Below are 24,930 nucleotides of genomic sequence, written 5' to 3' on the forward strand. Positions count from 1 at the left end.
ATGCGGTTTAGGTAATAACGTCACGTCAGCGCCGACGGAAGGAACTCCCCCCGTGCCGGACCAGGTTCACGCCGTCCATGTCAGCGGTGTCGACACGCCGGCCCTGTTCACGGGCGAGCAGAGCGATCCGCTGCAGGTCGTCCGCGTCCACCTGGGCCGCACCCGCCCTGCGGGCCCGCTGCGGATCTCCGTCACCGGCCCGGATGTGACCACGCCGCGGCCGCGCCTCGTGCGCGCCGACACGGCCGAGGCGTACGCCGGGGTCGACGCGAAGGCCGAACTCGGGGGCGTCGCACGGCAGTCGCTGACCTCGTGTGCCGAGGTACCTGTGCGCACGGGCGGAACTCCGGGCGACCGGCTCCCGGCCACGGCACGGGTGCACGCCGCGGACGGCCGGCTGCTCGCCTCGTACCCCTTCGAGCTGACCGTCGCCGAGCCCGGCTGGACCGTCCGGCTCGTCCCGCATTTCCATTACGACCCGATGTGGTGGAACACGCAGGCCGCGTACACGGCGCTCTGGGACACTCCGCAGCGCGAGGGCGAACCGGAGAAGGGCTGGGAGTACACGGGCGTCCCGGCCTTCACCCTCGTACCGCTGCATCTGCAGCAGGCGGCCGACGATCCCGCGTACCGCTTCGTGCTCTCGGAGATCGACTACCTGAAGCCGTTCTGGGACACGCACCCTGAACACCGTGACGAGATACGGAAGTTGATCCGCGAGGGCCGTCTGGAGATCGTCGGCGGGACGTACAACGAGCCGTCCACCAACCTCACCACCGCCGAGACCACCGTTCGCAGCGCGGTGCACGGGCTCGGCTTCCACCGCGATGTCATCGGCGGCGATCCGCGCACGGCCTGGCAGCTCGACGTCTTCGGGCACGACCCGTCGTTCCCGTCGCTGATGGCGGACGCGGGCCTCGACTCGGCGGTGTTCGCGCGCGGACCGCACCATCAGTGGGGTCCGATGATGGACACCTGGGGCGAGGCGCTGCGCCCGCCGAGCACGATGCAGCTGCCCGCCGAGTACGACTGGCTCGGCCCGGACGGGGGCGGGCTGCTGCTGCACTATCTGCCCGCGCACTACTCGGCGGGCTGGTTCTCGCACAAGGCGGAGTCCGCGGAGGCCGCCGGCGAGCAACTCCTGGCGCTGTACGAGCTGTTGCGGACGGGTGCGGCGACCCGCAACGTGCTGATCCCGATGGGGACGGACTTCTCCTGGCCGCACCCGTGGGGCCTTGACGTCCAGCACGCGTGGAACCGGCGCTACACGTGGCCGCGCATGGAGCACTCCGGCCCGCGCGAGCACTTCGCCGCCGTACGGGCGGAGCTGGCCTCGCGCGGGGAGCGGCCGCTGCCCGTGACGCGGGAGATGGGGCCGGTCTACACCGGCAAGGACGTCACGTACGCCGATGTGAAGCAGGCGCACCGGGCGGCGGAGTACCTGGTCCAGGAGGCGGAGACCTGGGCGTCGCTCGTGCACGGCCTCACGCTGATCCCGTATCCGAAGGACGCCCTGGACAAGGCGTGGCGGCATCTGCTGCACGCCGCGCACCACGACGCGGTGACGGGCACGTTCTCGGACCAGGTGTATCTGGATCTGCTGCCGACGTGGCGCGAGGCGTACGAACTCGCCGCGTCCGTGCGGGAGTCCGCGCTCGCCACGTGGACGGAACTGGTGGACACGCGGGCGCCCGTGGTGGACAAGGCCGCTCCGGGCAGCGGCGTTGCGGTGGCCGTGACGGTGTTCAACCCGGTCTCCTGGGTGCGCACCGACGTGGTGCGCACCGAGGTCGCGCTGGACGCGCTCGGTCTCGAGGACGCGGCGTGGATCGGGGTGCGCGACGAGACCGGCCGTCCGCCCGCGCCGGTGCTGGTCGAGCGGGTGCACGACGGGGTGGCGCATGTGGCGTTCCTCGCGCGGGTGGTGCCGTCGCTCGGGCATCGGACGTGGTGGCTGGTGCGGGCGGACGGGCCGGTGTCCGGCGGGTGGGTCGCCACGGCGCCCCGGACGGAGGGGGACGCGCCCCGGATCGCCAACGAGGCGTTCGTCGTCGAGGCCGATCCCGCGCGCGGCGGCGGTCTGAGCCGGGTCACCGATCGGCGGGCGGGGCGCGAACTCCTCACGCCGGGCGCGGTGGACGAGCTGGTCGTGCAGGACGAGTACGCGGCCCACCCCTTCTTCGAGGAAGGCCCCTGGCATCTGCTGCCAAAGGGGCCGGGGGTGGGTTCCGGCGAGGCGCCGGCCGCGTCGGTGAGCGTCGAGCGGAGCCCGCTCGGGGCACGGATCGTCGCGAGCGGCCGTACGGGGCCGGTGCGCTGGACCCGTACGACCACCCTGTGGGACGGCCTCGACCGCGTCGAACTCACCACGCGGGTCGACGAGTTCGACGGCAGCGATCAGCTGCTCCGGCTGCGGATCCCGGCCGATGTGCCGGGCGCGTTGCCGGTGGCGGAGACGGCGGCGGCCGCGGTCGGCCGCGGGTTCGCGTTCCCCGGGACCGACACCGGGACGGACCACACCCGCGCGCCCTGGACCCTCGACACCCCGTGCCTGAACTGGTTCGCCCTCTCCTCCACGTTCCGCGTGGACCTCGGCGACGGGCAACGCCCGCTCGGCGCGGGCGAGATCGTGCTGCCGGACGCCGGACTTCCCGGCTACGGACGGCCCGCGGACGACGACGCCGACCCCCTGCGCGACCTTGTCACCGCCCTCGTACAGCACGGCGTCACCACGACACCGACCCGCGCCCACGGCCCTCGCTGGGGCGATCTCGCGGTGGACAGCAGCCTTCCCGACTTCCGTATCGCGATCGGCGGTCCGGACGTCAACGCGTTCACGGCGGCCGTCCTCGCCGACGCCGGACCCGAGTTCACCGAGGCCGTACGGTCCGGCGCGGCGCCCGTCGTCTGGGTGCCCGCACGCAAGGCGCTCCGCGAGGTGTGGCAGCCGGGCTGTGATCTCACGGGGGTACGGGATCTGCCGGTGGCGGTCCTGGTCGACCTTGACGCCCTGGCAGCACTGGCCGAACAGGTCGTACGGGACGGGAAGCTGACCGCCGTGCGGCCGCTGGATCCCGGCACCGACGGGAGCTTCGAGGACCGCACGGTCGGTGTGCTGGTCCGCGGCACCCCGAGCTTCGCCGTCGACGCGGACGGCCGGCTGCACTCCACCCTGATGCGCTCGTGCACCGGGCGGCCCGCCGGCGAGTGGATGGATCCGCCGCGGCGGACCGCGCCGGACGGCAGCTCGTTCCAGCTGCAGCACTGGACGCATGTCTTCGAGCACGCGCTCGTGGCCTCACAGGGCGACTGGCGGCAGGCCGATCTCGGCCGCAGAGGGCGGGAGTTCAACCAGCCGCTCACCGCGGTGGCCGGCGGACTCCACGACGGACCCGCGCCCGCCGCGATGTCGCATCTCGCGGTCGAACCCGCCGGGCAGGTGCTCGTGGAGACCCTGAAGAGGACCGAGGACGGCGAGGGCTTCGCGCTGCGGCTGCGCGAGTCGCAGGGGCGTGCGGTACGGGCGACGCTGTACCGGGAGATGGTGGCGGTGGGCGCCGAGCGGACCGGACTGCTCGAGGCCTCCGCGGGTGACAAGGCGGCCGCGGCCAACCCTCCCGGTGACCTGCTCGATCTGCACGGCAACGCATACGCCACGCTCCGCCTCACCCCCGAACCGCTGCCCGGGACCCAGTCGCGGCGCGAGTCCGTGCAGCCCGTCCCCAGCCGCTACTGGCTGCACAACACCGGCACGGCGCCGCTGGGCAACGCCCCGTACTCGGTGCAGGTCCGTCCGTACGCCATGGAGGCGGCGAAAGCGCTGCACACCGAGGTCACGATGACCTCCAACGAGCCCTGCGGCGAAGGCGCTTCGGAGCACGAGATCGACGTGCACGCGCCGGAGGGCTGGACCGCTTCCTGGACCCGCGACTCCGTACGGATCACGGCGGGCGGCCACGTCCGGCTGCCGTTGACCGTGCAGCCCGCCCCTGGTGCCGAGCCCGGTGACCATCTCGTACGGATCGTCGCCACCGGTCCCGAAGGGGCGGTCGAGGACAGCCTCACCGTGACCGTGCCGGGCGCGGCGCCCGTACCGCCGCCGGGCCTGCGCGTCGAGGCGGAGACGGAAGCCGTGGAACTCACGCCCGGGGACGTCGGCGAACTCGCCGTACGGGTGCGCAACGGACTGCGCAGCCCGCTGCACGGCGAGGCCTTCGCCGTGTCGCCGTACGGCAGTTGGCGGATCGTCGCCGATCAGCGCACCGCACTGCGGGTGGACGGACAGGCGGCGACCCGGATCGTGTTCCGGCTGACTCCGCCCGCGGACACCCCGCCCGGTGTCTACTGGGTCCTGATCAAAGCGGTGTGCCAAGGGCACATCGCGTACGGACCCGCCGTGGCCGTCCGCGTGCGGCCCGGGCCGTCGGACGCGGCCGGGCACGCCACCGCACCGCAGGAGGGGAAGACACCATGACACCGCAGAGCGACGGTGGGACGACCCCCGCGCGCAGGCCCACCATCAAGGACATCGCGCGCCGCGCCGGAGTCTCCGAAAGCGCCGTCTCCTTCGCGCTCAACGGGCGGCCCGGGGTGTCGCAGGGCACCCGGGACCGGATCCACCGTGTCGCCGAGGACCTCGGCTGGCAGCCCAACAGCGCGGCCCGCGCGCTGTCCGGGGAGCGGTCCGGGTGCGTGGGCCTGGTCCTCGCGCGGCCCGCGCACACGCTCGGGGTCGAGTCGTTCTTCCTCCAGCTCGTCTCCGGCGTCCAGGAAGTGCTCGCCTCGCGCAAAGTGGCGCTGCTGTTCCAGGTCGTCGAGGACATCGAGGCCGAATGCGCCGTGTACAAGCGGTGGTGGGCCGAGAAGCGCGTGGACGGCGTCCTCGTCGTCGACCCGCGCAGCGACGACCCGCGGCCCGAACTGCTCGACTCCCTCGGGCTCACGTCCGTGCTGATCGGTGCGCCCGCGGAGGGCAGCCGTCAGGTGTCGACCGTCTGGGCCGACGACTCGGCGGCCATGGCCTCCGTGCTCGCCCATCTGTACGGCCTCGGACACCGGCATATCGTCCACGTCGCGGGCCTGCCCGGGCTCGCGCACACCGAGCGCCGCATCACATCGCTGCGGACGGAGGCCGCGCGGCTCGGGCTCACGGCGATCCGCTCGGTGCCGACGGACTACTCCGACGCGGAGGGTGCGGAGGCGACGCGGCGGGTGCTCGACGAGGACGTGCCGCCGACGGCGATCGTGTACGACAACGACGTGATGGCGGTCGCGGGGGTGGCGGTCGCGGCGGAGCGTGGGATCAAGGTGCCCGGTGAGTTGTCGATCGTGGCCTGGGACGATTCGGCGTTGTGCCGCGTGACGCATCCTCGGCTCACCGCGCTCGTGAGGGATACGTCGGGGTTCGGGCGGTTGGCTGCGGCGGAGTTGCTCGCGCGGCTCGATGGGGGGCCGGTGCGGAGTATCCAGGGGGAGTTGCCGCATCTTGAGCCTCGGGAGAGTACGGGGGTGCCGCAGGGAGGGTGAGGGGTTGTGGGTACCGTGCCTGTCGGGTGACCGGGGGCTTCGCCCCCGGACCCCCTCATCCGAACTCCGTTCGGATGGCCTCGAACGCCGGCCGGGCTGAAAGATCTGCTCAATCGCCGCAGAGGCTTGAAACGAACTGGAGCACCACGCGTGACCACCCTCGATATCCGTCCCTCCGCCGCGTCCGACGCCGGCTCCAGTGGGCTGTCGCTTGCGATCGACATCGGCGGGACGAAGATCGCCGGGGCGCTCGTGGACGGGGCGGGGCGGGTTCTGGTGGGTGCGCGGCGGGCGACTCCGCGCACCGGTGACGGGGATCAGGTGATGGGCGCCGTCGAGGAAGTGGTCGCCGAGCTCGCCGGTCGTCCCGAGTGGGGTTCGGTGCGGCGTTGCGGGATCGGCAGTGCCGGGCCCGTCGATGCCTCGCGCGGCGAGGTGTCCCCCGTCAACATCGGTGCCTGGCGCGGCTATCCGGTCGTCGACCGTACGCGTGCGGTGCTGGCCCGGCTGGGCGCGGCCGTGCCGGTGGTGCTCGTCGGTGACGGGGTGGCGATGACGGCGGCCGAGCACTGGCTCGGCGCGGCGCGCGGGCACCGCAATGCGCTGTGCATGGTGGTGTCCACCGGGGTCGGCGGCGGGCTCGTGCTCGACGGCCGGCTGCACACCGGACCCACCGGCAACGCGGGTCACATCGGACACATCAGTGTCGAACTCGACGGCGAGGACTGCCCGTGCGGCAGCCGCGGCTGTGTGGAGATCGTCGCGTCCGGTACGTCGATCGCCCGGCACGCGGGGCTGCCCGACGCGGTGGCGGCGGCCGTCGCCGCGCGGGCCGGCGAGGAACGGGCGCTGGCGGCCTTCGACCGTGCGGGCCGGGCGCTCGCGGCGGGTATCGCCGCGACGGCCACGCTCGTGGAGATCGATCTGTGTGTCATCGGCGGCGGCGTGGCCGCCGCGGGCGACCTCCTGTTCGCGCCGCTGCGCCGCCACTTGAAGACGTACGCCGCCCTCGGCTTCGTACAGCATCTGGAACTCACCCCGGCGGCGCTGGGCACGGATGCGGGCCTGGTGGGCGCGGCCGCGGCGGCGCTGCAGCTCGCGCCCGCGTGAGACCCGGCGGGCCCGGGCTCAGTTGATCTGCCGGTCCTGTCCCGCCCAGTACGGCTCCCGCAGCTTGAACTTCTGGATCTTCCCGGTGGCCGTCCGCGGGATCGACATGCGGAACTCCACCGACGTGGGCGCCTTGTAGCCCGCGATGCGTTCCTTGCAGTGGGCGATCAGGTCCGCCTCCGTGGCCATGGCGCCCTCCTCCAGGACCACGAGCGCCTTGATGGTCTCGCCCCACTTCTCGTGCGGGACGCCGATGACCGCGACCTCGGCGACGGCGGGGTGGCTGAAGACGGTGTCCTCGACCTCGATCGACGAGACGTTCTCGCCGCCCGTGATGATGACGTCCTTCTTGCGGTCGGAGATGGTCAGATGGCCGTCGTCCTCGTCGATCACGCCGCCGTCCCCGGTGTGGAACCAGCCGCCCTCCAGGGCCGCCTCGGTCTCCTCGGGCTTGTCCCAGTAGCCGTCGAGGACGACGTTGGACCGGGCCAGGACCTCGCCGGAACCGGCGACTTCGAGGCGTACGCCGAGGGCGGGGAGTCCGGCCCGGGACAGTCTGCGGGCCCGCTCCTCGGCGGGGAGCGCGTCGTCCTCGGGGCGGGTGCGGTTGAAGGTGAGCAGCGGAGAGGTCTCCGTGAGCCCGTAGATCTGGGTGAACTCCCAGCCAAGTTCCTCCTCGACGCGCTGGATCGTCCGGCTGGGCGGCGGGGCGCCCGCGCAGACGATCCGTACCTTGTCGCGGCCGGGGATCTCGCCCTGCCAGTCGGCGGCCGCGCCGAGCACCGCGTTCCACACGGCGGGCGCACCGCACATCAGGGTCACGCCGTGCTCCTCGACGCGGCGCAGGATCTCCGTGCCGTCGACCTTGCGCAGGACGACCTGCTTGGCGCCGAGCCCGGCCATGACGAAGGGCATGCCCCAGCCGTTGCAGTGGAACATCGGCAGCGTGTGCAGGTACACGTCGCGCTCCCAGGCACGGGTGTGCAGGCCGAAGGTGAGGCCGTTGACCCAGATGTTGCGGTGGGTGAGCTGAACGCCCTTGGGACGTGCGGTGGTTCCGGAGGTGTAGTTGATGGTGGCGGTCGCGTCCTCGTCGGGGCGCGCCCAGGGCCGCGGCTCGACGCCGAAACGCATCAGCTCGTTCTCGGTCTGCTCTCCGAGCACGAAGCGGTGCTTCGCCTTCACGGAGACGAGGGATGCGTCGAGCTCCGGGTCGATCAGCACGGCCGAGGCGCCGCTCTGCCGGACGATGTACTCGGTCTCCTCGGGCTTGAGGCGGAAGTTGACGGGGACGGCGATCCGTCCGCTCATCGGCACCGCGAAGAGCAGTTCGAGCATCCGTGAGGAGTTGTGGCTGACGACGGCCACCCGCTCGCCCTCGCCGATCCCCAGCCGGTCGAACCCGGCCTGCCAGGCCCGCACCCGCTCGCCCAGGCGGCCGTAGGTCTGGTCGGGCACGGCGGACGCGGGCTGGTCCGGTTCGTCGATCACACCGGGACTGCCGGCGAAGCCCGCCTCCGCCCGGTGGAGGAAGTCCGCGACGGTCATCGGCATCCGCATGTCGTATCTCCTGTGATCCGGTGCGACGGTCGGTGCGTTCTCCGTAGCATCCTGTGGTGTGAAACCCCCGTCCCACCAGCCCTACGAAAGGTGCGTCGGGGAGAAGGTCGAGAGAGGTCCGGCAGGTGACGGGGTACGAGGGGCAGGGAGCCGACGCGTTCGAACTGCGGTCGGCGCTGACGCGGTTGCGCCGGGACACCGGGCTGCCGCTGGCGTTCGGCGGGCTGCTCCTCGAACGGCCCGGCCCCGCGGCCGGCTCCCAGGTGCAGCGCGGGCGGATCCGGATCGACGAGGTCAGCGGCGGCTTCTCCGACGCGCTGTCCGGTGTGGTGGTCGCGGCGGGGACGGGGCTCGGCGGCAAGGCGGTGGCGCTCGCGCGGCCGTGTGCCGTGGTCGACTACCCGGCGGCGCGGCACATCAGTCACGAGTACGACGCTCAGGTGGCGGCCGAGGGCGTCCGCTCGGTCCTCGCGGTCCCGGTGATCGTCCGCCGCCGGGTCCGCGGCGTCCTGTACGGGGCGCTGCGCTCCCCGCAGCCGCTGGGCGAGCGGGTCCTGACGGCGGCGGTCGCGGCGGCCCGCGACGTGGAGCAGGCCCTGGTCGTACGCGAGGAGGCGCTCGCGCTCCTGCTGGCGGCCCGCGAGCCGGCGGCGGGCGCGGACGCGTGGGAGCGCGTGCGGGAGGCGCACAGCGCGCTGCGGGCGCTCGCCCCGCGGATCGGGGACCCGCAGCTACGGGCCGAACTGGAGCGACTGCACGGCAAACTGGCGCCGCCGGCCGAGGCGCAGCCCTCGCCGGAGGTACGGCTGGCCCCGCGCGAACTGGATGTCCTCGCGTGCGTGGCACTGGGCGCGACCAACGCCGCGGCGGCCGGACACCTGGGGCTCGGTGCGGAGACGGTGAAGGGCTATCTGCGCTCGGCGATGCGCAAGTTGGGGGCGCGCTCACGCTGGGAGGCCGTGGTGGCGGCACGGCGGGCGGGGCTGCTGCCGTGAGGTGCCCGCGGGGATCTGCCGTCTGACGCAGGGATCTACAGTCCGACGCGGGGATCTGCCGGCTCCTGCGGGGATCTGCTCCGGCTGACGGAGGGCCGCTGCTGACGGGCACCGTTGCCGTCGGACGACCGTGCCCCGGGGTCTGACATCCGTCCCCGTTCCTCGCCTAGCATCGCGGCGGGGGTGAGGACATGGTGTCCATGGACCGGCTGCTCGCGTTCGCCGCGATGTCCCTGCTGGTGATCGTGATTCCCGGGCCGAGCGTGCTGTTCGTGATCGGCCGGGCGCTCGCGCACGGCCGCCGTACGGCCCTGGCGACCGTGCTCGGCAACGTCGTCGGCTCGTATCTGCTCGTGGTCGCGGTGGCGCTCGGCGTCGGCACGCTCGTGGAGCGCTCGGTCGCGGTGTTCGTGACGGTGAAGCTCGCGGGGGCCGCGTATCTGATCTTCCTGGGTGTGCAGGCGTACCGGCACCGCGCGGACATGAAGGCCGCCACGATCCGCGCGGCCGCCGGCGAGGGCGAGCGCCGCGGGGATCTGCGGACGGTCGTGGACGGCGTGATCGTGGGCGTCACCAACCCGAAGGGCATCGTCTTCTTCGCCGCCGTGCTCCCCCAGTTCGTGGACCACTCCGCCGGCGGCCTGCCCGCCCAGATGCTCGTCCTCGGCCTGGTCCCGATCTGCATCGGCCTGATCACCGACACCCTGTGGGGCCTGACCGCCGCGGCCGCCCGCACCTGGTTCGCCCGCTCGGACCGCCGCCTGTCGATGATCGGCGGCGCGGGCGGCTTCGCGATGATCGGGCTCGGAGTGACGGTCGCCGCTACGGGGCGGGCCGAGTAGACCGGCCCGCCGCTATGCCCCTGTCCTTTGTGTGCCGACCACCTGCGCGTAACGGATGTCGTACGGAACTCCCGTGCCCATCGGCCCTTCGAGCAGCCGGGCCGCCTCGGATTCGAGCTCGGCGCGCTGGGCCTTGGTGAGCTTCCCGAAGGCCTCGAAGGTGACGGTGGCGGCGTCCTTGTCCTCGGTCAGTTTCCAGACGCCCGCGTGGAAGCCGTCGACCATGAAGATGCTGTACGCGTAGTTGCCGTCCCAGGTGCGGCCCTTGTACTCGGACGGGCCGAAGCGGCTGCGGTCCGCGTGCGAGAGCAGCAGGTTGTCGTACTCGGGGAGCAGCCGGGCCGGTGCGGGGGTGTCCTCGTCGGGGCGCGGGGCGTCCGGCAGGTCGAAGAGCTCGACGCCCTTCTCGTCGCGGAAGGTGAGCAGGCCGGGGCGCAGCCGCTCGAAGACCTCGCGCATCCGGGTCAGCCCGCACCAGGTCTGGAAGTCCTTGACGGAGGCCGGTCCGAACGCGGCGAGGTAGCGCAGGACGGTGGCGTCGGGCGTGGCGGGCGGCATGTCGTCCCGGCCGAGCCAGTGCACGAGGGACGTCAGCGCGACCTGGCCGCTGCGCCGCCACAGCCCGCGCGGCGTGACCTGGACCTGTGGCAGCATGCAGCGGGCCGCGACACCGATGGCCTGCGGATCGGCCTCGGGCCACACCTTGAGGAGTTCCTCGCGGAGCTGCTTGAGCGTGCGCGGCTCGGCATCGACCAGTTCCTTGGCGCGTACGGCGACCTCGTCGAGGTCGACGCCGACGAGCCCTTTGCGGAACTGGCCCAGCTCGCGGGTCCGGGCCGGCTGGACGAGACCGCGCAGCGCGAGGGCGTCGTCGGCGGTGTGGGCGTGGATCGTCGAGCGCATGGTGACGATGCGCACCAGCTCGCGGTCCTCCATCAGGCGCGAGTACTCCTCGGGCGCGAAGTCCGCCAAGCGGGCCGCGAGCGCGTAATAGGGCGGCTTGACGTTCTGCGCCTGGAGTCCGAGCAGATGCGCGACCGCGTCCGCGGGCTTCATCGGGTGCCGCCGCAGCAGCAGCTGGCGGTCGAGGGAGGCGCGGTTGAGCGCGCGGGTGGTGAGCACCGGGCCGTGGGCCTTCTTGGCTGCCGTCATGTCCTGCACGGTAGCGGCGCTTGCGGACAACGGCGGTCCTCAACCCGGCGTCGGCTGCGGCCCGTTGTCAGTGGCCGCCCCTACGATCGGCCGCATGAGAGCTTCAGGAACCTTCACAGTGAAGTCCTTCGTCCCGGCCGAGGTCACCGTGCCCGGCGAGGTGAGCACGGCGGTGCCGACCGGGGTCGCCACGATGGAGAAGCACTTCGAGGGCGCGATCACGGGCCGTTCCACAACCCTTTTCACGGCGGCGTACGACGACGAGAAGGGCGTGGGCACATATGTGGCGATGGAATCCTTCGAGGGCTCGGTGGACGGGCGCGAGGGCAGTTTCAACTTCGCGCACGCGGCCACCACGACCGGCGACGTCTCCCGGCTCGGTGAGTACTTCGTGATCGTCCCGGCGAGCAGCACCGGCGAGCTCACCGGGATCGGCGGCACGGGCGGGATCGCAGTCGACGAGGACGGGACGCATCGGATCTGGTTCGACTACGAGATCGGGTAGGGGCGGATCGGGTGGAGAGCGGGCGCGTGGCACCGGCAGACCGCTTGTTACCAGCCAGTAGTGCAGAACGCCTCAAGGATCAAGACCCACCCGGAGAGGGCAAGGTCACAGCCTTGCCCTCTGCTGCTCCTTTGCTAACGGCGGCTAACATCCGAGCATGACGGTCCTGCCTGACGATGGGCTCTCCCTGGCCGCCGAGTTCCCTGATGCGACCCATGAGCAGTGGCAGCGCCTCGTGGAAGGCGTACTGCGCAAGTCGGGCAAGGAAGTCTCGGGCGACGCAGCCGAGGATGCCCTCTCCACCCAGCTCGAGGACGGGCTCACCACCCGCCCTCTGTACACCTCTGCCGATACGGCGCCCGGCCTGCCCGGTTTCGCGCCGTACACCCGCGGCGCCCGCCCCGAGGGCACCGCGGCCGCCGGCTGGGACGTACGCCAGCGGCACACACAGCCCGATCCGGTCCGCGCGAACGAGGCGCTGCTCGGCGACCTGGAGAACGGGGTCACGTCGCTGTGGCTCGTCGTCGGTGAGGGCGGACTGCCCGTCGACGGCCTGGCGCGCGCGCTCGACGGTGTCTACCTCGATCTCGCGCCCATCGCGCTCGACTCGGGGGCCCAGTTCCCACAGGCCGCGCGCGAGTTGCTGCGGCTGCACACCGAACGCGGCACACCGGCCGCCGACATCCGCGGCAGCCTCGGTGGCGACCCGCTCGGCTACGAGGCGCGGACGGGCCGCGTCCAGGACTTCGCGCCGGTCGCGGAGTACGCGGCGCAGCTCGCCGCCGGTTACCCGGGTCTGAAGGCGCTCACCGTGGACGCCCTGCCGTACCACGAGGCCGGTGCCTCGGCCGGGCAGGAGCTGGGCGCCTCGCTGGCGACCGGCGTGGCGTATCTGCGGCAGCTGACCGATGCAGGTCTGAGCGTCCAGGAGGCCGCCGGGCAGCTGGAGTTCCGTTACGCGGCCACCGCCGACCAGTTCCTGACCATCGCCAAGTTCCGCGCGGCGCGGCGCCTTTGGGCCCGGGTCGCCGAGGTCTGCGGCGCCGAGGGCGCACAGAGCCAGCACGCGGTGACCTCGTCGGTGATGATGAGCCGCCGCGACCCGTGGGTGAACATGCTCCGCACCACGGTCGCCACCCTGGCGGCAGGTGTGGGCGGCGCCGAGTCGGTGACCGTGCTCCCCTTCGACCACGCTCTCGGACTGCCGGACGCGTTCGCGCGCCGGATCGCCCGCAACACCTCGACGATCCTCCTCGAGGAGTCCCACCTCGCCCGGGTGATCGACCCGGCGGGCGGCTCCTGGTTCGTGGAGGAGCTCACCGACCAACTCGCCGAGGCGGGCTGGGCGTTCTTCCAGGAGATCGAGCGCACGGGCGGTCAGGCCGAGGCGCTGCGCGGCGGGATGCTCCGCGAGCGGATCGCCGAGACCTGGTCGGTGCGCAGCCGCAAGCTGGCCACCCGCAAGGAGCCCATCACGGGCGTCAGCGAGTTCCCGCACCTCGCCGAGAAGCCGGTCGAGCGCGAGCCCGCGCCCGCCGTTCCCGCCGGGGGGCTTGTGCGGGTCAGCAGGGACGAGGCGTACGAGGATCTGCGCGCCCGTTCCGACGACCATCTGCGGGAGCACGGGGAACGCCCGAAGGTCTTCCTCGCCACGCTCGGCCCCGCCGCCGCGCACACCGCCCGTGCCACCTTCGCCGCGAACCTGTTCCAGGCGGGCGGCATCGAGCCCGTCACCGGTGCCCCCGCGGAGTTCGCGGGCAGCGGCGCGCGGATCGTCTGCCTGTGCTCCAGCGACGGACTGTACGAGGAGCAGGCCGCCGCGGCCGCCGCCGAGCTGCGCGCGGCCGGTGCCGGGTTCGTCTTCCTCGCCGGGAAGCCCGCCTCGTACGAGGGCGTCGACTCCTATGTCTTCGCGGGCTGCAACGCCGTGGACGTGCTCTCCTCCGCCCTCGACCGTCTGGGAGTGTCCTGATGTCCATCCCCGATTTCTCCGGGATCGCACTCGGGAGCCCCGCGCCGGACGCGTCGACGGCCGCGTGGCGCAAGGCTGTCGAGGAGTCCACCGGCAAGGACGACAGCGAGCTGCTCTGGGAGACCCCGGAGGGCATCGCGGTCAAGCCGCTGTACACGGGCGAGGACCTGGAGGGCCTCGACTTCCTCGGTACGCGTCCCGGTATGGCCCCGTATCTGCGCGGCCCGTACCCGACGATGTACGTGAACCAGCCCTGGACGGTCCGGCAGTACGCCGGTTTCTCCACGGCCGAGGAGTCCAACGCCTTCTACCGCCGCAACCTCGCGGCCGGCCAGAAGGGGCTGTCCGTCGCCTTCGACCTGCCCACGCACCGCGGCTACGACAGCGATCACCCGCGGGTGACCGGTGACGTCGGCATGGCGGGTGTGGCGATCGACTCGATCCTCGACATGCGGCAGCTCTTCGACGGCATCCCGCTGGACAGGATGACCGTGTCGATGACGATGAACGGCGCGGTGCTGCCGATCCTCGCGCTGTACATCGTGGCGGCCGAGGAACAGGGCGTACCGCCCGAGAAGCTCGCGGGGACCATTCAGAACGACATCCTCAAGGAGTTCATGGTCCGCAACACCTACATCTATCCGCCGAAGCCGTCGATGCGGATCATCTCCGACATCTTCGCGTACACCTCGCAGCGGATGCCGCGCTACAACTCGATCTCCATCTCGGGCTACCACATCCAGGAGGCCGGTGCGACGGCCGATCTGGAGCTGGCCTACACGCTCGCGGACGGCGTCGAGTACATCCGCGCGGGCAAGGAAGCGGGCCTTGACGTCGACGCGTTCGCGCCGCGGCTCAGCTTCTTCTGGGCGATCGGTATGAACTTCTTCATGGAGGTCGCCAAGCTGCGCGCCGCGCGCCTGCTGTGGGCGAAGCTGGTGAAGCAGTTCGACCCGAAGAACTCCAAGTCCCTTTCCCTGCGCACCCATTCGCAGACCTCGGGCTGGTCGCTGACCGCGCAGGACGTGTTCAACAACGTGACGCGTACGTGCGTCGAGGCCATGGCGGCCACGCAGGGGCACACCCAGTCGCTGCACACCAACGCGCTGGACGAGGCGCTCGCGCTGCCCACCGACTTCTCGGCGCGCATCGCCCGCAACACCCAGCTGCTGCTCCAGCAGGAGTCGGGCACCACGCGCACCATCGACCCGTGGGGCGGCAGCGCGTACGTCGAGAAGCTGACGTACGACCTGGCGCGGCGTGCCTGGCAGCACATCCAGGAGGTCGAGGCCGCGGGCGGTATGGCACAGGCCATCGACGCGGGCATCCCGAAGCTGCGCGTCGAGGAAGCGGCGGCGCGCACCCAGGCCCGGATCGACTCCGGACGCCAGCCGGTGATCGGCGTGAACAAGTACCGGGTCGAGAACGACGAGGCCATCGAGGTCCTCAAGGTCGACAACTCCTCGGTGCGCGCCCAGCAGATCGAGAAGCTGCGGCGGCTGCGCGCCGAGCGGGACGAGCAGGCCTGCCAGTCCTCGCTGGAAGCGCTGACCCGCGCGGCCGCGGGTGAGGGCAACCTCCTCGAACTCGCCGTGAACGCGGCACGCGCCAAGGCCACCGTGGGCGAGATCTCCGACGCGCTGGAGAAGGTGTACGGCCGGCACGCGGGCCAGATCCGTACGATCTCCGGCGTGTACCGCAACGAGGCAGGAGAGTCGGCGAACGTGGACCGCACCCGTGCCCTGGTCGATGCCTTCGACGAGGCCGAGGGCCGCCGGCCCCGCATCCTGGTCGCCAAGATGGGCCAGGACGGCCATGACCGCGGCCAGAAGGTCATCGCGACGGCCTTCGCCGACCTGGGCTTCGACGTCGACGTCGGCCCGCTCTTCCAGACGCCGGCCGAGGTCGCCCGTCAGGCCGTCGAGGCGGATGTGCACATCGTGGGTGTCTCCTCACTGGCCGCCGGGCACCTCACGCTCGTCCCGGCGCTGCGCGAGGCGCTCGCCGAGGAGGGCCGCGAGGACATCATGATCGTGGTCGGCGGTGTGATCCCGCCGCAGGACGTCCCGACGCTCCTGGAGATGGGCGCGGCGGCGGTCTTCCCGCCCGGGACGGTCATCCCCGACGCGGCGTACGACCTGGTGGAGCGGTTGGCGAGGGAGCTGGGCCACGAGGCCGCGTAACGGATGAAAACAGTCGATCTTGATGCGTACGTCAAGGGTGTGCTCGACGGGAAGCGGGCGTTCGTCGCGCGCGCGATCACGCTCGTCGAGTCCACCCGGCCCCAGCACCGGGCGCTGGCGCAGGAGCTCCTGACCGCGCTTCTGCCGCACTCCGGCAAGGCGCGGCGGATCGGTGTCAGCGGGGTGCCCGGGGTCGGCAAGTCGACGTTCATCGACGCGTTCGGGACGATGCTGACGGGGCTCGGGCACCGGGTCGCGGTCCTCGCCGTGGACCCGTCGTCGACCCGCACGGGCGGGTCGATCCTGGGCGACAAGACCCGGATGGAGCGCCTGTCGGTGGACCCGGCCGCCTTCGTCCGGCCCTCGCCCTCGGCGGGCACGCTGGGCGGCGTCGCCAAGGCGACCCGCGAGTCGATGGTGGTCATGGAGGCCGCCGGCTACGACGTCGTCCTCGTCGAGACGGTGGGCGTCGGACAGTCGGAGACGGCGGTCGCGAACATGGTCGACTCGTTCCTGCTGCTGTCCCTGGCACGGACCGGCGATCAGCTGCAGGGCATCAAGAAGGGCGTCCTGGAACTGGCCGACGTCCTCGCCATCAACAAGGCGGACGGTCCGCACGAGCGTGACGCGAAGGCGGCGGCGCGGGAACTGGCGGGCGCACTGCGGCTGATGCACTCCGCGGACGCCGCCTGGACTCCGCCGGTCCTGACGTGCAGTGCGCGGGAGTCGGCGGGGCTGGACACGGTCTGGGACCGGCTGGAGCAGCACCGGACTCTGCTGGAGTCGACGGGTCGGCTGGTCGAGAAGCGGCGGGCGCAGCAGGTCGACTGGACGTGGTCGATGGTCCGCGAGGAGTTGCTCGGCCGGCTGCACTCGGATCCGGCGGTGCGGGCGCAGGCGCCGGATCTTGAACGGCGGGTGCGTGAAGGCGAGTTGACGCCCACGTTGGCGGCGGAGCGGATTCTGCGGGCGTTCGGGTCCGGCTGACGGGCACTGACGGGCGCTACCGAACGCTGACGGGCGCAGCCGGGCCGGCCCTATACGTCCAGGACCACGTCCGACATCGGTACCGACTGGCACGTCAGCGCGTCCGTCGGCGGGAGGTCGTCGGACGGGGTGACCCGGTGGGCGACCTCTCCCTTCAGGACCGTGCACGCGCAGCTCTCGCACTGGCCGACCCGGCAGCCCGAGTTCATCTTCACGCCGGCCCGCTCCCCCAGTTCGAGGAGTGTGCCGTCGCCCGCCGTCCATTCCGCCTCGTGTCCGGAGCGGGCGAACCGCACGGTGAAACGGGCGCCTTCGGGGACGGTGACCTCGCGCTGCGCCGGGCGGAACTTCTCGCTGAAGATCTCGAAGCGCGGCACGCCGAGCTCCCGCAGCCCCGCGGTCAGCGCCTCGATCATCGGCTCGGGCCCGCAGAAGTAGAACCGGGCGCGGCGTTCGACCAGCGAGGCGGGCGCGATGGCGTCGGCCGTGATGTAGCCGCGCCGGCCGAAGTCGCGGCCCTCCTTCTCGTACGGGAGGGGGTTCGCGTAGTGGTCGACGATCCGCAACTGCGGGAGCCGCGCTCCCAGTGCGCGCAGCCGCTCGCGGAAAGGGTGGTCCTCGCCGTGCGCGTTGCCGTAGTGCAGATGGACCTCGGGGACGGTGCCGCCGGTCGCGGCGAGGGTCTCCAGATAACTGAGGAACGGTGTGATGCCGATGCCGCCGGCGATCAGGACCACGGGGGTGTCGGTGTCCGTGGGGATGCTGAACACCCCGCCGGGTGCGTCGAGTTCGAGCCGGTCGCCGATGCGCAGCTCGTCATGGGCGTACGTGGAGAACGCGCCTTCGGCGATCCGGCGGACGGCGAGGGTGTAGACGGCGCGGTCGGCGTCGCGGGCCGGTCCCGTCAGGGAGTAGGAACGGGCGAGGTCGGTGCCTTCCGCGCGTACGGTCAGATGCTGGCCCGGCCGGTAGTCGGGCAGCGGGCCGCCGTCCGCGGGGGCGAGCGACAGCGTGCGCACACCGCGGCCCTCCTCGCCGCAGGCCGTGACAGTGAAGCTGCGGCGGCCCGTCCAGGCCGCGTCGCCGGACAGCGGCCGTACCTCGCACACCTGGGCGCGCAGCGGCGTGGAGCCGCTGAGCGGGTCGGTCGCGGAGTGGTCGACGAGCCGGTTGTAATTGGAGCCGAGCGGGCTCAGGGGGTCGCTCGCCGGCAGGGCGAGGTCGGTGGCGGACTGCCACCAGCCGTATTCGCCGACGACGACGGACGGGTGCAGGGAGTCGTCGAAGCGGGCGCGCAGCCGGATCGAGCCGCGGCGGGTGGCGAGTTCCACCCACTGGCCTTCCGCGATGCCGCGGGCGGCGGCCGTCTCGGGGCTGAGGTCGAGGCACGGGTCGGCGGCACGGCGGCGCAGGGTGGTGAGGCCGCGCTGCTGGCTGTGCAGGAAGTAGCCGTGTTTGGCGTTGGTGAGCACGAGCGGGAAGGCGGGCTCGGGGGCGGCCGGTTCGCGGTGCGCGGGCACGGCGGGGTAGCCGTGGTCCAGGAGCCGCTGCGAGTACAGCTCGACGCGGCGGGTCGGCGTGGCGAATCCGGTGACCCCGTCCTCGGACGGCTCCGCGTACTTGCGGTACTTGACGGGGCGCGGGATGCGGACGCCGCCGGGCTTCTCGCGCAGGGCGGCGGCCGTGAGGCCGAGCGGGGCGAGCTGCCAGTCCCAGGCGGCCTCGATGTCCCCGCCGAAGAACAGCTCCCCCATGCCCATGCGGCCCGCCAGCGCGAACACCACCTCGGTGTCGGAACGCGCCTCGCTCTGCGGTTCGACCATCCGCGGCCGCAGCTGCACCTGCTCCTGTGCGCGGTGGCCGATCTCGAAGCCGCAGCGCAGGGCCTCGTGCTCGTAGGCGCTGCCGGCCGGCAGCAGGTAGTCGGCCGACGCGCTCGTGGGGTTCTCGAAGAGGTCGACGTGCACCTGGAAGTCGAGCCGGCGCAGCGCCTTCGCGACCCGTTCGGAGTCGGGCTGGGCGACGACGAGGTTGGAGCCGAAGCCCATCAACGCCCGTACGGGATAGGGCTGTCCGTCCTCGATGGCCCGGCACAGGTCGCCCGCGTTGATGTAGCCGGAGGCCTGCGGGCCGAGCGGGTGCCGGTCAAGGCCGAGGGCCTTGGCGCCCTGCTCGGGGGTCAGCCGTCCTGCGGCGGGGCGGTAGGGCGGCGGGGGTACGACGTGGTTGCCGCCCTTGGTGTCGTAGGAGCCGGTGAGGGCGTAGAGGGTGGCGAGGGCGCGTTCGGTCTGCGAGGCGTTCTCGCTCTGGGCGACGCCGGTCCAGCCGTAGTACGTCACCGACTCGGCGCGGCCGATCTGCTCGGCGAGGTCCCGGATCGCGCGCTCGGGGATCCAGGTCGTGCGGGCGACGCGTGCCGGGGTCCACTCGGCGCAGGCCCGCGCGTAGTGCTGGAAGGCGGGGACGCAGGTGACGCCGCCGGTGCGCGTCGGGACGTAGTGGGTGCCGCGCAGGGCGAAGCGTTCAGGGCGGCCGGCCGCGCGTCGGGTGTCGTAGGTCTCCGCGGCGCCGGTCTCCTCGTTCCAGACGACGTACCCTTCGGCGCCGTCCGCGAGGTCGGCGGCCTGGAGGAAGCGGCCGTCGTCCTCCCGTACGAGCAGCGGCCCGTTGGTCCACGTACGGACGAACTCCTCGTCGTACCAGCCGTGTTCGATGAGGAGGTGGGCGAGGCCCAGGGCGAGTGCGGCGTCGGTGCCGGGGCGGATGCGCAGCCAGTGGTCGGCCTGCAGGGCGCTGGTGGAGCGCCGCGGGTCGACCACGGCGAGCTTCATTCCGCGGGCCTGCGCGGCCGAGACGCCGGCGGACTGCGAGAGCCAGGTCTTGGCCGGGTTGAAGCCCCACAGGAGGGCGAGGTCGGCGTGCGCGTAGTCCGGCGGGGGCAGCGGGGTGCCGAAGGTGAAGGCGTGCGCGAAGTCCTTGTGCCAGTTGCACAGCTCGGCGCTGTAGACGGTGTTCGGGCTGCCGAAGCCGCGGACGAAGCGTTCGATCCACTCGGTGGCGTCCGCGACCATCGTGCCGCTGGGGGTGGCCACGCCGAAGGCCACGGACTCGGGGCCGGTCTCGGCGGCGATGGCGGTGAGCCGGGCCGCGATGTCGTCGAGGGCCTCGTCCCAGGTGACCGGCTCCCAGCCCGGGTCGGGATCCGACTTGGGGGTGGTGCGGCGCAGAGGCGTGGTCAGACGGCGCGTGCTGTGGGCGATCTCCGGGGCGGCGCGGCCCTTGGGGCAGAGCGCGGCGCCCGTCGGGTGGTCGGGGTCGGGGCGTACGCCGGTGAGCCGGCCGTTCTCGACGGTGAAGATCGCTCCGCAGCGGGACTTGCACTGCGTGCAGTAACCGCGCTTTTCGACGACGGCAGGGGTGGCCACGGGGACTCCCATCGACCTTGAGGGAAGCTGCTCCTCTCATTGCACACCGTTTGATCGATCATTTCGTCCGGCGTAGGTCCCGTCCGGCCCGGCCGGGCGGACCCGGGGCCGGGACCAAAGTCCCGGCCCCGGCCCTCCCGCTCAGCCGAGCGGCTGGATCCAGACGTTCCTGAACCGCACCTTGTTCCCGTGGTCCTGCAGCTTGATCGCCCCGGCGGCCGGTGTCTCGGGCAGTCCCGCGCCCGTGGGACCGTCGATGGCGACGTCGTCGTGGACCTTGCGGCCGTTCCAGATGACCGTGATCCGGGCGTCCTCGGTCTTCTTGCCCTCCGCGTCGAAGCGCGCGGCACGGAAGGTGATGTCGTAGGACTGCCAGGTCTCGGGCGCGGTGGCCATGTTGAAGTCGGCGGGCTTCTTCAGGTAGATCGCGCCGGCCTCGTTGTTCGCGGGCGTCGTGTCCTCGAACGAGTCGAGGATCTGCACCTCGTACCGCTCCTGGATGTACACGCCGCTGTTGCCGCGGTCCTGGCCGGTCACGTCGTCCGGCAGCTTGGGCACGCGGAACTCGACGTGCATCTTGAAGTCCTTGTACGCCTCCTTCGTCCGCAGGTCGCCGCAGCAGACCTCCATGGACTTCTCCGCGGTGTGCGGCCACTCGGGGCTGCGGCCGTCGGTGTGCTGCCAGGCGGCGGCGATGCTGCCGCCGTCGAAGAGCTGCCGGCGCTCCCCGGGCTTGCGCAGATCGATCGCGTCGAGGTTGACGTGACCGCTGTCGCCCTCCCGTACCGCGTACGTGATCGTGTTGCGGCCCTCGCGCAGTTTCAGGCGCGTGGGTTCGGTGGACCAGCGGTTCCACTCGACCGTGGTGGGCAGGGCGATCTGCTGTGCGTCGCCGCCGTTCACGGCGACGGAGACCGTCTTCGTGCCGGGCGCGGGGTGCGGACCGTTCGCGTAGCGCAGCCCGACGTCGTACGTGCCCTCGTCCTCGACGTCGACCGTGAAGCTCGCCGACGCGCCCTTGTCGCCGAATCCGTCGACGAAGCCGCCGCCGGTGTATCCGGCGTGCTCGTTGTCGAAGCCGGCGCTTCCGCCGAGCTGCGCGGACTCGGCGTCGTACGTGGTGACCGGCTCGTCCGGACCGGGCTTGGCGTTGAGCGTGTACCAGGCCTCGGTGGACCACAGCTGCTCGCCGCCCTCGGCGGAGAACGGCTTCGGCGAGCGGATGTGCACCACCCGGTCGGAGCGCAGGCCCGGGATCGTCAGCCGGACCTTGCGCCGGTCGTCGGACAGCGTGGCCTTGGTGACCTGGAGGGACTCCTCGTCCACCTTGGGGCCGCCGTAGGCGGGGGTCGGCGCGTACCGCCACTGCTCGACGGAGTAGGCACCCTCCTCCAGCTTCGCGACGGTCTCGTCCGACAGCGGCTTGGTGTAGGCGAGTTCGAAGCCGTCGCGGGTGGCGCGCATCGTCTTGATGTCGAAGGCCGTCTTGCCGTTCGGCGTCAGCTTCTGCAGGCCGAAGCGGAGCTTGCCCGCCTGGCCCCAGTTGCCGTCGGCGCCCAGGCCGCCCACGTAGATCGCGCCGTCGGGCCCCTCGCTGATCCGGGTGATGCCGGACTCGAGGCCCTGGGTGTGGCGGAAGACCGCGCCCTGGTACTGGCCGTCGACCTTCTCCAGGTCGGCGCGCTGCAGCCCGCCGTACGTGACGTCACCGAAGACCATCTGCCCGGCGAACGGCCCCTTCTTCAACTGCATCGGGGTGGAGGGCGAGTTGGCGATCTCGTTCTGCGGCAGCCAGAGCACCGGCTTGGTGACGGGCTGGTCGTCGAACGGCCCGTCCGGGTTCATGTAGTGGTTGAAGAACCGGTCCTGCTTGATGTGCATCAGCTTGGACGCGGGCAGCCAGCCGCCCTGGTTGTCGGTGACGAACAGATCGCCGCCAGGCCCCCGGCCGATCCCGTTGGGAGTCCGCAGACCGCCGGCCAGATAACTGACCTTGCCCGTCTTCTTGTTGACCTTGATCGTGGTCCCGCGGTTGGGTGCGGGCTGCGGATCGGTGGTCGCGCCGCCGTAGTTGATGGCGACGGAGAGGTTCAGGTAGAAGTCGCCCTTGTGGTAGAGCAGGCCGAAGGCGAACTCGTGGAAGTTCCCGCCGTAGGGCCACTCGGCGATCTTCTTCTTCTCGTCGATCACGTCATTGCCGTCTGTGTCGGTCAGCTCGGTGAGCTGGTGCTTCTCCGACACATACAGCTTCCCGTCCACGTACTTGATCCCCATGGGCTCCTTCAGCCCCTCGGCGATCTTCTTGTACGTGACCTTGTCGGGTCCTGTCGTTCCGGCGACGTTGTCGAGGATGTACACCTCGCCCTTCGTCTCCGTACTGCCGCCCCAGGTCGTGATGGCCAGGCGCTTGTCGGGCAGCCAGTCCATCGCGGAGACCTGCGGTTCGAAGCCCTCGGGCCGCAGATCGGTGAGCTCGTAGCCCGGGTTCACCTCGTTCAGCGGCAGTCCGTCGCCCGGGGTGTCGTACGTGCCCTCGCACTCCTTGCGTCCGGGCGCCGTGACGCGGACGACTCCGGCGTCGGTGCTGAGCACGGAGTTGGGAACCGTCACGTACTCGCTCGCGCCCGGCGGCTTCCACTGGAGGGTGACCTGCTGGCCGCCGCCGCGGTCGAAGTGGTCGATCTTCAGCGCGGTGTACCCGGCGTTGAGCTGGATCTCGCCGTCCTTGGGCTCGGCCCCGTGCAGCCCGTCGTGGTCGATGACCTGCTGGTCACCGAGGAAGAGCCGGGACCCGTCGTCGCTGATCAGCCGGAAGCCGTACGTACCGGCCTCGGGCACGTTGAGGTTGCCGATGATCTGGCTGACGAAGTTGTCGGAGAACCCGAAGCCTTCGGTCGAGGTCCAGTCGGCGGTGGGGATCAGCTTGTCGACATTCGGTGTCTGGGCCGGCTTGAGGTCGCAGATCTTCTCGAGCGGCGACTGGATGTCGAACACGCGGAGCGTGACGCCGGGTTCCTGAGGTGGCAGGTCGGCGAAGGGGCGGGGGTCGTCGTCGCGTTCGTCGGCTCCCGCGGGTGCGGCGAGCGCCCCCGCGAGCAGTGCGGTCAGCAGAAGGCCGGCGGTTCTTCGGGCTCTGCGGCGGCTGCGGCGGTTGGTGCGGGATATGCGCGCGGGGCGTGGCTCCACGGTTCCTCCTGCGTGGTTCCGCTGTGGTGAACGCAGACTTCTGTGGCGGGGCGACGCTCAGCGTAGGGATGGGGTCGCCGAGCGTCCATACTTTGTCCACAGAAAGGAGAAACTCGTGGGGTCACGCCCCGCGACGGTCAACTCCCGGGCAGAATCGGCGGATCGGCCAGCCGTACGAGTTCAAGGGCCTGCTCCCGGAACCAGTCGCCCGCCTTCGGGTCGACCATCCCGCGCTCCGGGTCCTCCGGGCCCGGTGTGCCGCGCAGGCACAGGCCGTCCGACTCGCCCGGGACCTTGATCCAGAGGCGGGCATCCTGCAGCGGGTCCCCCGTGCGCAGAGTCGGCCGCTCGCCGAGACCGCGGTCCGGCGGGTTGCACCAGTCCTGCGGGTCCGTGTACTTGCCGGGCGGGGGCACCCACGGGCCCTGGCCGTTGCGGCTGGAGTCGGTGACGAAGTGCTTCCAGCGGGACGGGGGCGTGGTGACGTTCGCGTCGATCCACTCCTCGGCCTTCTCGCGCGGCCACGACTGGTGCGGGCACTGGCGCGTGTCGCCGCCTTCGCCCGCGTACGCGATGCAGACCGAGATGAGCTTGCCGTACCAGGAGTTGGCGGCGTCGGTGTTGTAGTTGGAGGCGTTGGTGAAGAAGCCCGAGGCCTTGGTGATCCCGCCCTTCAGGAGGCGCGGTGTGATGGAGTCCGGGCCGTGCCAGCCGGGGTGACCGGTGTCGAGGTAGACGCGGGTGCCGCGCAGGGGCTCCAACCGGTCGATGGCGTAGGCCACTTCCTCGTAGCGCGCGGCGGTCTTGGTGCCCTGCTCGTCGTCCTGCCCGCAGTCGCTCGGGATCAGCGCGAGCGAGTCGGGTTCGAGGACGACGATCGCCTCGCTGCGGCCGATGCCGCGCGCCGCCGCGTCGATCCACGCCTTGTACTCGGCGGTGGTGTTGGCCCCGCCGCCCGAGTAGCCGGAGCAGTCACGGCCGGGCACGTTGTAGAGCGCGAAGACGGCGGTGGCGCCGTCGGCTTCCCGTACGACCTGACGGGCCTCGCGCTCGACCTCGGCCGGGCTCTGGTCGCCGAACCACACCGCGTGCGGGGTCCGCACCATCGCGACGATGCCGGCGGCGTCGCGGAACTGGCCGGCGCGGGCCAGGTCATAGGCCTGGGCGTACGCGTCGGGGTTGGCGTCGGGGGTATGGAGGCGGGGTCTGTGGCGGTCGCCGGGGTCGTCGTCCGCGGTGGCCTGTGGGGCGGTGAGGACCGCGGCCGCGAGGGCAAGTGCCGCGGATATCAGGGGAATTGCTCGACGTCGCATGGTTCACTCCTGGCTCGCAGGGGACATACGGGAGCGCTCCCACGCGATGGTTGTCGAGGGGCATGACCGCGTCAAGGCATGCGGGCGGGCGGGATGGGGCGCCGGTGCCAGTGGAATGGCGGGCGGGACGGGACGCCCGTGCCGGTGGACGTGCGTCCGGGCCGAAACCCCAGG

At 71.7% G+C, this 24,930-nt stretch carries 14 protein-coding genes; 9 read left to right on the top strand and 5 right to left on the bottom strand.

Going from position 1 to position 24,930, the window contains the following annotated elements:
- Positions 1-52 precede the first annotated feature (52 nt).
- The 3 genes from ACIBI4_RS32620 (at position 53) to ACIBI4_RS32630 (ending at position 6,636) form a co-directional block, all read left to right on the top strand.
- Positions 53-4,474 carry an NEW3 domain-containing protein gene (locus ACIBI4_RS32620; protein WP_399207811.1) on the top strand — a complete coding sequence of 1,474 codons (4,422 nt, stop codon included), beginning with the start codon at positions 53-55 and terminating at the stop codon, positions 4,472-4,474.
- Positions 4,471-5,526 (top strand): LacI family DNA-binding transcriptional regulator, encoded by a 1,056-nt coding sequence (locus tag ACIBI4_RS32625; protein WP_399207812.1) that lies wholly within the window; start codon positions 4,471-4,473, stop codon positions 5,524-5,526. Before ACIBI4_RS32620 ends, ACIBI4_RS32625 begins: the two co-directional genes overlap by 4 nt.
- 150 nt (positions 5,527-5,676) lie before the next feature.
- Entirely contained in the window at positions 5,677-6,636 is a 960-nt protein-coding gene (locus ACIBI4_RS32630; protein ID WP_399207813.1) for an ROK family protein, read from the top strand.
- An 18-nt stretch (positions 6,637-6,654) separates the two neighbouring features.
- Here ACIBI4_RS32630 and ACIBI4_RS32635 read toward each other — a convergent pair whose 3' ends face one another.
- The gene (locus tag ACIBI4_RS32635; protein ID WP_399207814.1) at positions 6,655-8,196 is read right to left on the bottom strand and encodes an AMP-binding protein; all 1,542 of its coding nucleotides are present in this window, start codon (positions 8,194-8,196) and stop codon (positions 6,655-6,657) included.
- Between the two features lie 125 nt (positions 8,197-8,321).
- On the opposite strand from ACIBI4_RS32635, the gene ACIBI4_RS32640 reads away from it, so the two are divergent.
- The gene (locus ACIBI4_RS32640; protein ID WP_399207815.1) at positions 8,322-9,191 is read left to right on the top strand and encodes a LuxR C-terminal-related transcriptional regulator; all 870 of its coding nucleotides are present in this window, start codon (positions 8,322-8,324) and stop codon (positions 9,189-9,191) included.
- Between the two features lie 191 nt (positions 9,192-9,382).
- Positions 9,383-10,033 carry a LysE family translocator gene (locus tag ACIBI4_RS32645; RefSeq protein ID WP_399207816.1) on the top strand — a complete coding sequence of 217 codons (651 nt, stop codon included), beginning with the start codon at positions 9,383-9,385 and terminating at the stop codon, positions 10,031-10,033.
- A 12-nt stretch (positions 10,034-10,045) separates the two neighbouring features.
- On the opposite strand, the gene ACIBI4_RS32650 is transcribed toward ACIBI4_RS32645, so the two are convergent.
- Positions 10,046-11,185, bottom strand: a complete 1,140-nt coding sequence (locus ACIBI4_RS32650; RefSeq protein WP_399207817.1) for a winged helix DNA-binding domain-containing protein — start codon at positions 11,183-11,185, stop codon at positions 10,046-10,048.
- 94 nt (positions 11,186-11,279) lie between these two features.
- On the opposite strand from ACIBI4_RS32650, the gene ACIBI4_RS32655 reads away from it, so the two are divergent.
- The 4 genes from ACIBI4_RS32655 to meaB all read left to right on the top strand — a co-directional run bounded on the left by ACIBI4_RS32655 (position 11,280) and on the right by meaB (position 16,832).
- Positions 11,280-11,690: a DUF3224 domain-containing protein gene (locus ACIBI4_RS32655; RefSeq protein ID WP_399207818.1), complete on the top strand. Its 411-nt coding sequence runs from the start codon at positions 11,280-11,282 to the stop codon at positions 11,688-11,690.
- 157 nt (positions 11,691-11,847) lie between these two features.
- Positions 11,848-13,662 (top strand): methylmalonyl-CoA mutase family protein, encoded by a 1,815-nt coding sequence (locus tag ACIBI4_RS32660; RefSeq protein ID WP_399207819.1) that lies wholly within the window; start codon positions 11,848-11,850, stop codon positions 13,660-13,662.
- Positions 13,662-15,845 carry a methylmalonyl-CoA mutase gene (gene scpA / locus ACIBI4_RS32665; protein ID WP_399207820.1) on the top strand — a complete coding sequence of 728 codons (2,184 nt, stop codon included), beginning with the start codon at positions 13,662-13,664 and terminating at the stop codon, positions 15,843-15,845. Before ACIBI4_RS32660 ends, scpA begins: the two co-directional genes overlap by 1 nt.
- 3 nt (positions 15,846-15,848) lie before the next feature.
- A complete protein-coding gene (gene meaB, locus ACIBI4_RS32670) occupies positions 15,849-16,832 on the top strand; it encodes a methylmalonyl Co-A mutase-associated GTPase MeaB (protein ID WP_399207821.1) in 984 nt (327 codons plus the stop codon).
- 50 nt (positions 16,833-16,882) lie between these two features.
- On the opposite strand, the gene ACIBI4_RS32675 is transcribed toward meaB, so the two are convergent.
- The 3 genes from ACIBI4_RS32675 to ACIBI4_RS32685 all read right to left on the bottom strand — a co-directional run bounded on the left by ACIBI4_RS32675 (position 16,883) and on the right by ACIBI4_RS32685 (position 24,756).
- Positions 16,883-20,257 (bottom strand): molybdopterin-dependent oxidoreductase, encoded by a 3,375-nt coding sequence (locus ACIBI4_RS32675; protein ID WP_399207822.1) that lies wholly within the window; start codon positions 20,255-20,257, stop codon positions 16,883-16,885.
- 141 nt (positions 20,258-20,398) lie between these two features.
- Entirely contained in the window at positions 20,399-23,443 is a 3,045-nt protein-coding gene (locus ACIBI4_RS32680; protein ID WP_399207823.1) for a family 16 glycoside hydrolase, read from the bottom strand.
- 137 nt (positions 23,444-23,580) lie between these two features.
- Positions 23,581-24,756, bottom strand: a complete 1,176-nt coding sequence (locus ACIBI4_RS32685) for a glycoside hydrolase family 6 protein (protein ID WP_399207824.1) — start codon at positions 24,754-24,756, stop codon at positions 23,581-23,583.
- Positions 24,757-24,930 lie beyond the last annotated feature (174 nt).

The organism is Streptomyces sp. NPDC050418 (genome assembly GCF_044458745.1).
Classification (GTDB): domain Bacteria; phylum Actinomycetota; class Actinomycetes; order Streptomycetales; family Streptomycetaceae; genus Streptomyces.